Annotated in this window: 17 protein-coding genes; 1 reads left to right on the forward strand and 16 read right to left on the reverse strand. The window is 61.4% G+C overall.

The features are described from left to right. Positions 1-24 precede the first annotated feature (24 nt). Positions 25-363, forward strand: a complete 339-nt coding sequence (locus GS620_RS04865; RefSeq protein ID WP_171614352.1) for a TraR/DksA C4-type zinc finger protein — start codon at positions 25-27, stop codon at positions 361-363. On the opposite strand, the gene GS620_RS04870 is transcribed toward GS620_RS04865, so the two are convergent. From GS620_RS04870 to GS620_RS04950, 16 genes are all read right to left on the reverse strand, one after another. Continuing rightward, positions 344-640: a hypothetical protein gene (locus GS620_RS04870; protein WP_152458306.1), complete on the reverse strand. Its 297-nt coding sequence runs from the start codon at positions 638-640 to the stop codon at positions 344-346. The two genes, GS620_RS04865 and GS620_RS04870, sit on opposite strands and share 20 nt — an antisense overlap. Beyond that, complete coding sequence (locus GS620_RS21925) at positions 640-4755, reverse strand: glycoside hydrolase/phage tail family protein (RefSeq protein ID WP_253283788.1); 4116 nt, start codon at positions 4753-4755, stop codon at positions 640-642. Before GS620_RS21925 ends, GS620_RS04870 begins: the two co-directional genes overlap by 1 nt. Further along, on the reverse strand, positions 4755-5201 hold the full coding sequence (locus GS620_RS04885) for an NlpC/P60 family protein (protein WP_171614354.1): 447 nt from the start codon (positions 5199-5201) through the stop codon (positions 4755-4757). The genes GS620_RS21925 and GS620_RS04885 overlap by 1 nt, the downstream gene beginning before the upstream one ends. After that, positions 5198-6085 carry a DUF2163 domain-containing protein gene (locus GS620_RS04890; protein WP_171614356.1) on the reverse strand — a complete coding sequence of 296 codons (888 nt, stop codon included), beginning with the start codon at positions 6083-6085 and terminating at the stop codon, positions 5198-5200. The genes GS620_RS04885 and GS620_RS04890 overlap by 4 nt, the downstream gene beginning before the upstream one ends. After that, positions 6085-6717, reverse strand: a complete 633-nt coding sequence (locus tag GS620_RS04895; RefSeq protein ID WP_171614358.1) for a DUF2460 domain-containing protein — start codon at positions 6715-6717, stop codon at positions 6085-6087. The genes GS620_RS04890 and GS620_RS04895 overlap by 1 nt, the downstream gene beginning before the upstream one ends. Before the next feature lie 15 nt (positions 6718-6732). Continuing rightward, on the reverse strand, positions 6733-7395 hold the full coding sequence (locus GS620_RS04900; RefSeq protein WP_171167644.1) for a phage tail tape measure protein: 663 nt from the start codon (positions 7393-7395) through the stop codon (positions 6733-6735). After that, on the reverse strand, positions 7382-7591 hold the full coding sequence (locus GS620_RS04905; RefSeq protein ID WP_171614360.1) for a rcc01693 family protein: 210 nt from the start codon (positions 7589-7591) through the stop codon (positions 7382-7384). Before GS620_RS04905 ends, GS620_RS04900 begins: the two co-directional genes overlap by 14 nt. After that, positions 7588-7908, reverse strand: a complete 321-nt coding sequence (locus tag GS620_RS04910; RefSeq protein WP_171115401.1) for a gene transfer agent family protein — start codon at positions 7906-7908, stop codon at positions 7588-7590. Before GS620_RS04910 ends, GS620_RS04905 begins: the two co-directional genes overlap by 4 nt. 4 nt (positions 7909-7912) lie before the next feature. Beyond that, complete coding sequence (locus GS620_RS04915; RefSeq protein WP_170343937.1) at positions 7913-8326, reverse strand: phage major tail protein, TP901-1 family; 414 nt, start codon at positions 8324-8326, stop codon at positions 7913-7915. A 20-nt stretch (positions 8327-8346) separates the two neighbouring features. Further along, complete coding sequence (locus GS620_RS04920; protein WP_152458314.1) at positions 8347-8760, reverse strand: DUF3168 domain-containing protein; 414 nt, start codon at positions 8758-8760, stop codon at positions 8347-8349. Next, complete coding sequence (locus tag GS620_RS04925; protein ID WP_171614363.1) at positions 8757-9095, reverse strand: phage head closure protein; 339 nt, start codon at positions 9093-9095, stop codon at positions 8757-8759. Before GS620_RS04925 ends, GS620_RS04920 begins: the two co-directional genes overlap by 4 nt. Next, positions 9092-9691: a head-tail connector protein gene (locus GS620_RS04930; RefSeq protein WP_171115395.1), complete on the reverse strand. Its 600-nt coding sequence runs from the start codon at positions 9689-9691 to the stop codon at positions 9092-9094. Before GS620_RS04930 ends, GS620_RS04925 begins: the two co-directional genes overlap by 4 nt. A 170-nt stretch (positions 9692-9861) precedes the next feature. Continuing rightward, positions 9862-11040 carry a phage major capsid protein gene (locus GS620_RS04935; RefSeq protein ID WP_171614365.1) on the reverse strand — a complete coding sequence of 393 codons (1179 nt, stop codon included), beginning with the start codon at positions 11038-11040 and terminating at the stop codon, positions 9862-9864. A gap of 34 nt (positions 11041-11074) precedes the next feature. Continuing rightward, entirely contained in the window at positions 11075-11620 is a 546-nt protein-coding gene (locus GS620_RS04940) for an HK97 family phage prohead protease (RefSeq protein WP_171614367.1), read from the reverse strand. A 26-nt stretch (positions 11621-11646) separates the two neighbouring features. Next, positions 11647-11865, reverse strand: a complete 219-nt coding sequence (locus tag GS620_RS04945; RefSeq protein WP_152458319.1) for a hypothetical protein — start codon at positions 11863-11865, stop codon at positions 11647-11649. Next, a complete protein-coding gene (locus GS620_RS04950; protein ID WP_171115389.1) occupies positions 11858-13018 on the reverse strand; it encodes a phage portal protein in 1161 nt (386 codons plus the stop codon). Before GS620_RS04950 ends, GS620_RS04945 begins: the two co-directional genes overlap by 8 nt. Between the last annotated feature and the right edge of the window lie 127 nt (positions 13019-13145).

A 13145-nucleotide genomic window follows, 5' to 3' on the forward strand; every position in this document is an offset into this window, starting at 1 on the left:
CCCATGATCGGTCATGTAACGAAAATGAATGAGTCAGAGCGCACCCATTTCGAAACACGAATTCGCGAGCGATTGGCGGAATTGCAGCAGATGTCAGCGTCGGGACAGCAGGCCCAGGCCGTTGTCGAGCTGGATCAACAGGCCGTTGGACGGCTGAGCCGCATGGATGCGCTGCAAAATCAGGCCATGGCCAAGGCACAGCAGGCCAATCGCGATGTGGAAACACGCCGGCTTCTGGCCGCGTTGGAACGGCTTGACGACGGCGAGTTCGGATATTGCGAAGACTGCGGCGAGCGCATTCCGGATGGGCGTCTGACTCTGGATCTGGCTGCCAGCAAATGCGTCAGCTGCGCGTCCGGCTAGCCTGAAATCTGGCAAGCTGGTGCAGAACCATCTCAAAACACTGGCAATATTGCAGATCGTCAAACCCGGGTTCATCGGCCAGGGCCCTGTTTCGCGCAACGGCCATGAGAGAACCATTGCCGTAAACCGGGTGGAGCTTGCCCGTGCGCTCCAAATGCCTGTCGGCCAATTCCGCCTCGTGGATCATCCGCACACACAAAGCCCCCCTGTCCGGCTGCGGCACGGCCAGCAAGGCGCGCGCCGCAGCACTGACATCTCCATGCAGAACCGGCCGCATCAAGCAGCTTGCCCAACCGCAAGACGCGACCAGGCACCCGGTCCGAATACAGCAGATACCTGGGCCACTTCGACCTCATAGCCCCCGGACAGACCATCCGCCGCTTTCATGGCTGCCGAATAGGTCCACCTTGGTTCGGATGTCAGTTCTTCGCGCAGAACGGTTCCAACCGAAATGACACGGACCAGGTAGGATTCGCTTTCTTCGCCCAGGGGAATCTCCAGCCCCGACCAGTCATCCGCATCCGTTCGGGCACGTCGGATCCACGTAAGCTCATCCCCGGCGGTACCAGACCGAGCCCGCATGTGCACAGGCGCATAGGGGCGCAATCCGTTGCCTGCAAACGAGGCAATCAGGTGTTGATAGGACGGGTCATCATAGCCGCGGGTCGCAGGCCCAATGCGATAATGTTTGGCAAGACGCCTTTCGTTTCGCAGCAGGCTGATCTGTTGCACCCTGTCATTCAGCAGCACGAATACCGATCCATCCGGCCAGACATCAGGCATCAAGGCGTCTGTTCCCAGTTGACCCCTGAGCCGCCCGGACAACGCGTATACATCCGGGGCCTCGAGCGCCGCGTCAGCGAACTGAAAAACCTCCCAGTTACCGGGTGTTCCGTCACCGATTGCAGCCAGATTGACGCCATTCAGCACCGAGCTGCGCGGGCGGGATTCCAACTGACCTGCAAGCAGTTTGACCTTCAAGGCAGGGCCCTCATCCCAGACACCGACACTGGCGCGCCTCAGCGGTGTTTCGGTCACGCCGACCACTGCCCGCTGGGCAATGACGTCGCTCAGGCGATAGCCATCGTCACTGGACGAGGAATAGACCGCTGCCGCCCCGGGCCACGGATCTCCGGTAACGGCCAGATAGGGCGCATGAGGGGCCTCGGCCCCCGTGATCAAGGGCAGATCCAGAAAGACCGGCAGCACGGGGACCGGCGCCGCATATGGTTTGACCGTTGCCGAGTCGTCATTCAATTCGGACGCCTTGTACACGCCCTGTTCGATCCGGACTGCGTCAACCAGTTGCAGGTCAGCGGATTCCAACCGGTCAATCCGGTAAACCGGCCCGGTTTCAGCGTCTGTCAAACGAACCAGATCCCCTGCCCCCAGGTGCATTTGAGACGGCGGAAGCGCAAACCGAACCGTATCGCGCGAAACTCTGGCTTCGCTCAACCAGCGTTCGGCTGTTTGCCGCCCCTCGGTGCGGGTCATGGACAGAGGCATCTCATTCACGGATACGGAATGGGTGCGATCATCGGGCAAAACCGCCTCTTCCGCGACGACATCATGATCCGCGTCTGACTGAACAAAGCGCAGACGAACGCGCCCGGTCATTTCGGCCTCGGCCTCGCGCCGGTGTTCGACCGTACCCTCAAGATCGCTGCTGATCGCCAGATGGTCGGGGTTCAAGGCAACTGCGCCGTACCCGTCGCGCATCTGGAACTTCAACACTCCATCCCTTTCGATCGCATCAAACCCATAGCGCAGCATCAGCGGCTGCAAGGCGGAACGGGCGTTCGTCACGTCTTCGATGACATACCCTCGGACCACACCGTACAGACCAGAGACGTCTATATCCGTGACACCTGCACCGTGGCAGATTTCGGTCACCACGGATGCCAACGTGCGAGACCCGGACCGACCGTTCAGCCAGTGCCCTCTGGGATAGTTCTCGCCATCGTCCCACTGGCTTTTCAGGTTCGGAAAGGTCGGAAACGGACGGGTATCCCATGCCCAGACATAAGCGTTTGCCATGTCCAGCATCGGCGCGCCGTAGATGTCCGAGATCGGATTGACCTTCGGATCGCTCCAATAGCCAAACATCGCCGTCAGATACTGAACCTGAATGAAGTCGTCGCGCAGCCCGTTTGAATACGCGGGCAACAGCGATTCCGATGATTTCGGGTCCAGGAATTTGTTTGGCTGGTTCGTGCCTTTGTCGATTGCCGCGCACCCCAACTCGGTGAACCAGATCGGTTTCGAGCCGGGCACCCAATCGGTCGGGTTGGGTTGACGCACGCCTCCGACCCGTTCGTGATGCGGATTCGACCACCAGTTGCGCAGGTCCTTGTATCGCCAGATCCACGGCTCGTCATGCCCCTGATCCTCGATCGGAGTCCTGATCTGCGCTTCCGCCTCTTCCGGAGAGGCGTAATACCAGTCATACCCTTCACCGCCTTCGATATTGCTGCGAAGATACCCCAGGTCGTATATCGAAGGCGCGCCGGCCTCGGCGTCCAGATGGTGTTCACCGTCGCGCCAATCGGACAACGGCATGTAGTTGTCGATGCCGATGAAATCGATGTTGTCGTCCGCCCAAAGAGGGTCGAGGTGAAAATACCTGTCGCTGGTGCCCTGTGGCTGGTATCCGAAATACTCGCTCCAGTCCGCTGCATAGCCGATTTTCGTGTCCGGCCCCAGAATCTGACGGACCTCGGCCGCCAAGGCGCGAAGCTGCGCAACGGCCGGAAAGCCCGAAGCCCCCCTGATCTGGGTCAGGCCACGCATCTCGGACGAGATGCAGAATGACGAAACTCCGCCAGCAGCCTTGCACAGCATGGCATAGTGCAGAATGAAACGCCGCAGGCCCCATTCCTGAGGGCCGGAATATGTGATGATTTCTTTGGCCGTGACTCCGCTGTCCCCTAGCAGCCCGCCAAAGGTACCGCCCCCGGAGACCCAGGTTAAACCGGTATCCCCTCTGTCGTCGGGCCGACCACCCGGTCTGGGCCTGACCGGACCACCCGAGCCACCGCCGGTGCCGCCCGATCCGTTCGTATCCTGGTTGATCGCAAAATCCTGCGCTCGAGCTGTTCCGAAGAACGCGGCGACCTGTGCATCGGCCGCGGCCGTCTGGTCCACAGAACCCGGACGCCCCGGCGCCACATCCAGGGTGATCCGCCCACGCCACGGCAGGTGAGGCTGACTTGACGCATCCGACCAGGGATCGGGCAGCCCATTCCCCGGCAATTGCTCCATCAGGATGAATGGGTAAAACATCACCCGCTTGCCGGATTGGTTCAGATGCCGGATCGCCTCGACCACGGCCGCATCCGCCGGAGTTCCCCCATAGACCGGGCGGCCGTTCTGTCGCACCACAAGCCCGGCGCCGCTTCGGGCCTGATCAGATACGATCCAGGGCATATCGCTGCTGTCGATCTCACGCTGTTCGATCTTGGGCCGAATTTCGCATTGCCCGCATCTCAGATCATTGCCGAACCACGACACCACCAATGATGCGGCATCACAATTGGGCAACTCGCTTTCCAGCGCTCGGGTCGAGGAGACAAGATCCGAGGTGCCGGACGCGGAATGTGCGTTGGCAGGCCAGCTTTTACCAGATTGTGAATAATTCACCTGAGAGCTGGCCAGAGCATATTCTCCGGTCCCCGGTATCATGGCGACCCCGCGCACGACCTGAGGCAATGCACTGTCATGATCCGGCATGTCCCGCTGCGTGGGGCGAACAACTTCGAATGAAAACTGCGGCACCCGGTTGCCGAAAGCGCCGAGCGGGAAGTCCTCGATCACGACATAGGCGGTTCCGCGATACGCTGGAACTGTTCCCGCGCCTTCAATCGCCTCGATCAGCGGGTCCGGTAACTGATCCCACGTACCATGGTAAACCCGCATGTTGAGGCTGGATCGATCTTGTTCTTCTCCATCCGCCCAGATGCGCGCGACATCAGCAATCTCACCAGCGCCGACCGCAATCGCCAGCGAAATCGAGTAACTGTACGTGACGGTAGTCACCTCAGGGGTCTTGGGTTTCCCCTTGCCACCCCCGCCACCACCCTCTGTGGTGGTCGTCTGGGTCTCGAGAAAATCCGAAGCCCAAATGACCTGACCACCCACACGCATACGGCCAAACACGGTGGTCACCGGCGCACCTTCGCCGGTTTCCGTCAACCGAAACCGATCCATGCGGCCGGTTTCGACGACTTCACTGCCACTGCCCATTACGGACTGGCTAAAGAACTTCTGGTCAAGGACCCGCCCGACCGTCGCACCGACGGCCCGACCGATAACTGCGGTTGAAAGGCCCGCGACCGTGCCACCTATCGAACCGCCCAGCGCGGCCCCGGCTGCAGAAAGAAGAATAGTGGCCATCAATGCATCTCCATCGGGAATTCGAAACAGGAAACGATACGGCGGTACCACGGCCTGCTCAGTGCGTTTTCCACCACGCCGTGGCCGGAATACGCGTGAATAAAGCGCGGCTCGGGTTGCGTGCTACTGACGATGCCCAGGTGTTTGGCGACGCTTGTGTCGCGCATCCGAAACAGCAGAACGTCCCCCGATGCCATCTTGCCTATTGGTTTTTCGACCAGATGCCGCCTGGCAGCCACCCACATCCGTTCCTCACCCTGCGGTTCGGACCAGTCCATGCTGTAGGCCGGAACAGATTCAGGTTCCCGCCCGATCACGGCGCGCCAAACGCCCCGCAACAGGCCCAGACAATCCGCACCGGCACCTTTGACCGAGGCCTGATGCACATAAGGCGTTCCAAGCCATTCGCGCGCCTCTGTCACGATATCCTCTCTACGTATTGTCACCGTAAGCTGCCTCCGCTATTGGCTTTGCTTTTCTTGGGAACAGCCATGACCCAGTCTTCGCCCGGAAGATCTGGAAACCCTTGAAAATTCAAAAAGTTGTTGAACTTGAACCGGCAGGTTTCCATGCGCTTGTCGCATCCTGCCCGCAGCTTCACACTGTCGCCGATCGCCAGGCTTGCCCCGAAGCCGGACCAAAGCGTGATCTCCCGCCCGGTTGCCGTCTGCCTGTCGTTCTTGATCGAAGACCACAACCCCTTGGCAGAACCAGACAATACATCCACGCGTCCCCGTTCGAACCAGCCTTCTTCAATGGTCTGGCCTCCTGCGACATGCAGAAGAGTGCCGCCATCGAAACCCGAGATCACACCGTCGAACCAATAGCCCGGCGTGTCGGTGTTGAACCGGCAGGCCCGATCCCCCAACACAGCCGTGCAAGGCTTTTGGTAAACGCGCCCCAAAGGGCGGTTCAGCAAGTCGGTCAGGCCACGCAATTCCGCATGGAACGCGCCGCCAGAGCGGCGCAACTCACCAATTGAACCCCGGAACTGAAGGACGCGTTGATCCAGATCTGTCCAGTTGACCAACCAGGCGCGCACCTCGGCCCCGTCAAAACGCCCCGCTTCGATATCCTCGTCGCGAATGGCCGCATCAGACAGGGCGCCCATCGCTTCCGTGTTGTCGATGGACAGGCCCGTAGCCTGCTCGATGGCAGCGGCCGTCAGACCGGTGCTGGCCTTGAAGGTCAACCCGTCAAAACTCAGCTCCATGTCGTGGTCGGTGAAACCGTATTCCTGACCGTCCGTGCGTTTGATCGCCCAACAGCGGCAGACCGTTGTCAACCCGCTTTGCAGATGCGCGTGCAGGCCCTGTATATCTTCAGCCATCAAATGCGCACCTCGACCACTGGAACGTTCGGTACGTCGCCGGCCTGGAAACTGGCAACACTGGTCTGGATTTTGTCGGTGTCAAAACGCACCGGCACATCAAACTCAAAACCCGCGGTGATATCGACTTCTTCCGGCGGCGGGTCCGCAAACGTGACCTTGCCAGTCGTCAGATCAACGTCAAAATCCACGCCCTCGCGGACCTCATCCTGATCCAGCCCCAGACGCACCGTCCCCAATACCGGTTTCACGATGGGGCGCGCATAGCTTGCTCCGCCCGAATGGTAGGTCTTGATCAACTGGAATTCGGTGCGTGTTCCGTCGCCTTTCGCGATCACCTGATCTCCGAAATTGGTATCCGCCGTGGCCTTGCCGGATTTGAAATCCGACCAGTCTTTCCAGCGAAAGCCGAACATCTGGCCCTGCCGCGCTTCGAAGAACGAAATCAGTGTCTCGATATCGTCCAGCGAACGCATCCCCAACCCCGCGTCATATCGGCGACGCGAATGGGCCCAGGGCGTGTTGCGCTCTTCAAAACCATTGGCCAGCGTCACGATGTCCGTGCGCCGTTCCGGCCCCCCGACCGAGCCAAAGCTCAGGCTGGCGGGAAATCTCACCTCGTGGAAATTCATCAGCTGCTCCCTGATTTACCTGTTGCGATTGCCGCGCCCCAGCGCGCGGCTCATCTGGGCCGCAATCTGCCCCTGAGAGCGGCGGAACCCCTGCACGTCAGGTGTCGAAATGTTCATCACCACATTCACGGCACGCCCGGCGCCCTGCGTCCGCACGCCCAGTTTGCCATCGGCCCCGCGCGCAAGCGGCATGATCGCCTCTGGCCCGGCTTCTCCCATCAGCCCGGTGCCGCCGCGCATGGGAAACATGGTCGGGCCGCTGACCACACCGCCATTGGCGAACGGCATCACCCGGCCCTGGCTGAAGCTACCGCCATCAGCAAAGGGCAGAATTCCCTTCACCAACCCGCCAACCGTGTTGGCCAGCATGCCGCCAAAGTGGTCCGTCACCGGCTTGATCGCAGCCGCATAAGCCGTTTGGATCAACGAGTTCCTCAGGATATCCAACGCACCGGAAAGGCTCATCCCATCCAGAACGACACCATCGAAGGCCTTGCGCAATCCGCTGGACATGCCGCGCTCCAGCGTGGCGACATCCTTGCCGGTCTCTTCAAATGCGGCGCTGATGCGCTTCATCTGGCTGTCAAACGCCGCCGCCATAGTCGCTGCATCGCCGAGGGAATCGCCCAGCGCTTCACCTCGTTCTTGCAGGTCATCAAACCCGTCACGATCTGTCATCACTCTCTCCTTGTGTCTTGTCCGGATAGGCCGCCAGCAAAGCGTCCAACCCCACCCGGTTCATTGCGGGCGCTCCGGAACCCTGCCCCAGCATCAGCCGCAGCTCTGCCGGGGTCAGACGCCAGAATTGATCCGGCGTCAGTCGCAGCCCCAGAAATCCGGCCCGCATCAGGGCAGGCCAGTCGAACCCGTTCATGCGCCCTCCGGCACCATGAAGGCGCGCGCCAACAATTCGGCTGCGGTTCTGGCGGCAGCCATGGGGCCGCCTTCGATCTCGGCATGCATCAGGTCGGCCCGGGCAATGTTCAAGCCACCGCCCCGCAAACCGGCACCGATCAGCGCCAGAACATCCGCACTGGAATACGCACCGCCCTCAAACCGTTGCACCAGCTCAACCAGCGACCCAGCATTCAGCTCCTGCTCCAGCTCCGCCAAAGCACCAAGCGTCAGTTTGAGCACCCGCTGCTCGCCATCGATGGTCAGCGCCACCTCGCCTGTCCACGGATTGGCCATCGGATCAAAGCGCCGTAAAGGTCAGAGCACCGGCACTGGCCATGCTCATCTCATAGGTCGCCTCACCGTTGTGCGAGCCCGCGTACTCGATGCTGGTCACTTGGAACGGGCCTTCTACAATCCCGAAATCAGGGATGATGACCTGAAAGGCCGGAGTTTCGCCATCAAAGAACAACTGCCGCGCGCGTTCATCCGTGCCAGCATCCTTGAACACGCCAGAGCCAGAGATCGAAGCCGATTTGACCCCCGCCCCGGACAAAAGCTCGCGCCATCCACCCTGGCTTTCCAGACTGGTGACATCCACACTTTCAGCATTGAAACTTATGCGCGTGGCCCGCAGCCCCGCGATGGTCTGGAACAGGCCGGTACCGTTCATATCCATTTTGACCAACAGGTCTTTTCCGTTCTGGGCAGCCATGTGCTCTCTCCGTTGATTGCTTAGTCATCTTCCACGCGGGCGCGGAACTTCAGGTCGATCTGGCGGATGGTGCCGCCGGTCCCGGTGCGCCGGGCCGAGGCCCGCTCGAACCACAGCCCCACCAAACGCCCGCGAACCAGGTTGAGTGGCGCGTTTTCCAGCGCGTCACACACCGCGCCCGCCAGTGTTTTGGCAGCACCGAACCCTGCCTCCTGGGACACCACCGAAACGGTGAAGCGGTGTATCGCGCCCGCGCCTGTTCGGTCCGACGCGTCCCGCACCTCTTCGGGGCCCAGCGTCACATAGGTCTGCGGCACGGTTCCCGCGGGTACGGCATCATAGATCGCGCCCCCCGATTGGCTGCTGACTGCTGCGTCCGCTGAAAGCTGTTGATACACGGCCGCCTGCAAAGCGGCGGAAACGCCATAGCTCATGCCGCCACCTCTTCATCTGCGAAACAGGTCAGGAACTTGCCGCGCGGGTCATGCTCGGCCACGGCCCGGATTACGAAACAGCGATTTCCCTCGCGAAACCGCTGATCTGGCGCGGGGCGCACCGAAGATCCCATGGGCGCTCCGCGTACCACGATGCGGAACCCGACGCGCGAAACGGACGCTCCGGCGATCTGCCGTTCGGCGCCACTGCGCGCCGTCACCTCGGCCCACAGTGTCCCCATCGCAGCCCATGTTTCGGTATAGCCCCCCGCCCCATCAGCACTTCGCATTGGCGCCTCCAGCACCAGTTTACGGTTCAGATGCGGCGTATTCATTGCGATACCCCCGCCCCGAAACGCACCATGCGATAGCGCTGGATCAGGCTGGTGACACCAAAGGGCATACATCCAGCGCCCAATGAGGTTTCATCCCGGTATTCATAGTAATGCGCCGCCAGCAGCAGCACGGCTTGCCCAAGATCGGCAGGCAACCCGCCCCAATCCTGCGCCATCCCCGCGACAAACGAAATCTTTACGGAACCACCCGTTTCGATGGCAGGCAGGCTGGATCCCAATGGGCGGATCCGGGGCCGCTGACTATCATGCTCCAGGCGATAGGTCGCGGCGTCCGCAACTGTTTCGGCTCCTTGCTTGTCAGTCAGCGTCACGGCCTGCACTGAAACCACCGGGGCCACAGGCAGCACTTCGCCCGACGGGTCGCGCCACCTGTTCAAACTCCACGAGAAATCCCGTGTGATCAGAACCGTGCCAGTGCGCGCCTCGATCGCCGCGATGGCGGCCCGCAGGAACCCCTTCAACACTTCATTCTGCACATCATCTTCGGCAAAGCCCGTGCCCAACCTCAGATGCGCCTTGAACTGATCCACCGGCAGCGCCGCATCCGCGATGGCGGTCTCTTCGATCAACATCATCCACTCACTCCGCAATCTCGGACCCCTCCAGGGCCCCATCCTTGGACAATGGCGGGCACGCGCCGCCCCACGTTGCTCGGACGGAGGGGAGCAGCTAGACAACGCAGAGGATCTCACTCCGGCCCGCGCCCGCCGTCCGAGGGGCCAGGGCCCCCCGGATTCAGCCCGCGTTAGGCGGTGCCGAATTTCACCAGCTTGATCGCAGCAAAGTCGCTGACATCGCCGCCGACGCGCTTGGTCGCGTAGAACAGGACATGTGGCTTGGCGCTGAACGGGTCGCGCAGCACGCGCAGATCAGGACGCTCGGCAATGGTGTAACCAGCCTGGAAGTCACCAAAGGCAATCGAGAAACTGTCGGTTGCCACATCCGGCATGTCCTCGGCGATCAGAACCGGATTCCCCATCAGACGCGCCGGCTCACCTGCGGCCAAACCATCGGACCACAGGAAGCGGCCATCGCTGTCCTTCAGCTTGCGGATCACACCTGCGGTCTTCGAATTCATCACGAAGGTCCCGTTGACCCGGTACTGCGCGCCCAGCGCATAAACCACATCGACAATCGCATCCGCATCAATACCCGCATCAATACCGGTCGCGACATAGCCAAGGCTGCCCCAGGACCAGCCATCATTCGGAACCGCTCGGTGGATCATCAACCCCTTGGGCTTTTCGACGCCATCGCCGTTGATGAATGCGGCCGCCTCGGCGCGTGCAAACTTGTCGGCAATGCGCCCGGCCAGCCAGCCCTCGACGTCGAAGGCGCTGTCATCCAACAGACGCTGCGACGCTTTGGGCAGCGCGCTCAGCTCGTGCAGCGGGATCGAGATGCGATCGATCGACGATGTTCCGGTTTCCGCTGTGGCCGAGTTTTCGTCAGCCCAGCCCGCACCTACATCGGTGTGATCGATCAGCACGTCGAACGAATTTGCCTCGACATTCACGACCGATGCAATCGAACGGATCGAGGCGGTCGAGTTCAAAACCGACTTGATCGTCTCGGCAGTCTGCGGATCAACCAGATAGCCACCATCGCTGTTGACCGCTGTTGACAGGGACTTGGCCTCCATCTCGAGGCCACGCAGCCCGTCATCTTCGCCGGACCGCACATAGGCGTCAAATGCCTTCTGATGCGGGGCTCCGTCTTCGATCGAAGCGGCAAGATGCGGGCGTGCCGCGATGGTTGATTTACGATCCAGCATGGTCAGTCGCTCTTCTGTTTGTTGCAGTCTGGTGTTAACTTCGGCTTTCAGGCCCTTGAATTCATTCACGAAGCCAGCCATCGCCTGCTTCACCTCCTGAACCAGGGGCGCACCCTCTCCGGTCAAGGCCGGGGTTTCGGTCTTGCTCATCAGCATGTCCTGTTCTGAGTGGTTTTGAGGCGCGCTAGTTCCGCGCCAGCTCCTGCCGGGCATCGTTGAATACGTCGGCAATACAGCGCAGGGCCTCCTCGGCGTCAGGTGTCCTTCCCTTCGCCGCCACCCGCGCACTGGGCAGCATCGGGAAGGTCACCAATGACACCTCCCACAGCTCCAGTTCGGTCAGGACCCGCTGGCCCCTGTCATTCTTCACGGCCCGTTTGGTGCGGTAGCCGATCGACAGACCATCCATCGCACCTGCCCGGATCAATTCTGCCGCCTCGCGGCCCTTCTGCGTGCTCTCCAGCAGACGCCCCTTGACCCACAGGCCCTTGTCGTCCTCGCGTACTTCGTCCCACACGCCGATGGGCTGCGCCGGATCATGCTGCCACAGCATCTTGACGCGCTGCCTCGCCCTGGCCAACCTGTCAAGCGAACCGCGATAGGCGCCACGCTGCACCACGTCACTGCCCTGATCGACCTGCCCAAACAGGCTGGCATAGCCCTCGATTACCGCATCATCCGTAACCGACAAACCGTCGCCGAACCGTGCGAACTTATGCTCCAAATCCATGAACTTCTCCACGTAACCCATTGAACTCATGGCGCTACCACCAAGAGAGATTGAAACGCCTGTGCCAGAATCACCGCCGCCACGCCATAAACCGTCAGCCACAGCCGGCGCTCCAGCCGCTCCATCATCTCTTCGATCTGATCCAGACGCCGACACAGATGTGCATGCTGGATCTCGGCCACCCGCTCATGCGCGGCCAGACGCAGACCCGGCGCGCACTCGAACGAGGGATACCCCTCACCCATCCGCACGCTCCGGCAGGCCCAGCAAGGCACGCTTCTCGGCGTTGGTCAGGAAGTCGGCCCCGTTGACCCGCGCCCATTGCGCATCCCGTTCTGCGGACAGCGCAGGCACCTGATCCAGATCGGGCTTCAGCATCAAATCCTCACCGGTAAAGCCCACCAGCCACTCCGACACCGCCGCCGCCACCCGCGTCACCAGGGGCAACACGGTCAGGCGATAAAACGCCCGGTTGGCCTCCTGATAGTTCGAATAGGTCGCATCGCCCTGGATCCCGAGCAGCATCGGCGGGACACCGAAGGCCAGCGCGATCTCACGGGCGGCGGCTTCCTTGGTCTTTTGAAACTCCATATCGGACGGAGAGAACCCCATCGGCTTCCAATCCAGCCCCCCTTCCAGAACCATCGGACGGCCTGCATTGCGCGCCCCGCGATAGTTCGCCTCGATCTCGTCTGACAGACGCCGGAACTGATCTTCGCCCATCACCCCGTGGCCATCACCCTTCCAGACCAAAGCCCCCGAAGGCCGCGCCGCATTGTCCAGCAGCGACTTCGACCATCGCGACGCGCTGTTATGTACATCAATCGCCATCGCAGCCGCCTGCATGGGCGAGAACCCATAGTGGTCATCCTGAGGGTGGAACGATTTGATATGGCAGATGGCTTCCGCCGCAAACCGATGCTTCTTGCCGCCAACCGCATAGTCATACGCCTTGGGCCATCCATCCGCCCCCGGCACGACGCTCATCCGGTCCGAGCGCAACACATGCAGCTCGACCGGCAGGCCTTCCTCTGCCTGAACCGCCTCGACATAGGCATTGCCCGACAGCAGCAACTGCCCGAACAGAGCCTCCATCAACTCCGCTTGCCCCTGCGCCGCATTCGGACGACGCATCAGGGACAGGATCGGATGGGTATCAAACCGCTGCGCCTGATCCTGCAACACCAACGGCAAAGCCGCCGCCGCCTCGGCAATCAGCTTGACGGAACGAAACCCCACCGGGTTCCCTGAAAACCCCGTCCGCGTCAGCGACACCGCGTCCCTGGGGCTCCAGGCTACGCGCCCGCCCGTCTGCCACGCCACCACCGGCCCAGCCGCGCTTGCTTTTGCCTCGGGCGCCGCTTCAGCCGATCCACGACGCAAGAAATCGAATACCATCTGTGCTCCTTTCTGCCGCCGCTCTGCCCGGCTTGTTGAAAGGAGTTATGACGGAAAGAAGTTTAAGCCTCGGGAATGGGGCGTACGGGGGTTGGGCAACACGAACAACCAAAGTGGGTGGCGAATT

Source organism: Ruegeria sp. HKCCD6428, assembly GCF_013110595.1.
Taxonomy (GTDB): Bacteria; Pseudomonadota; Alphaproteobacteria; order Rhodobacterales; family Rhodobacteraceae; genus Ruegeria.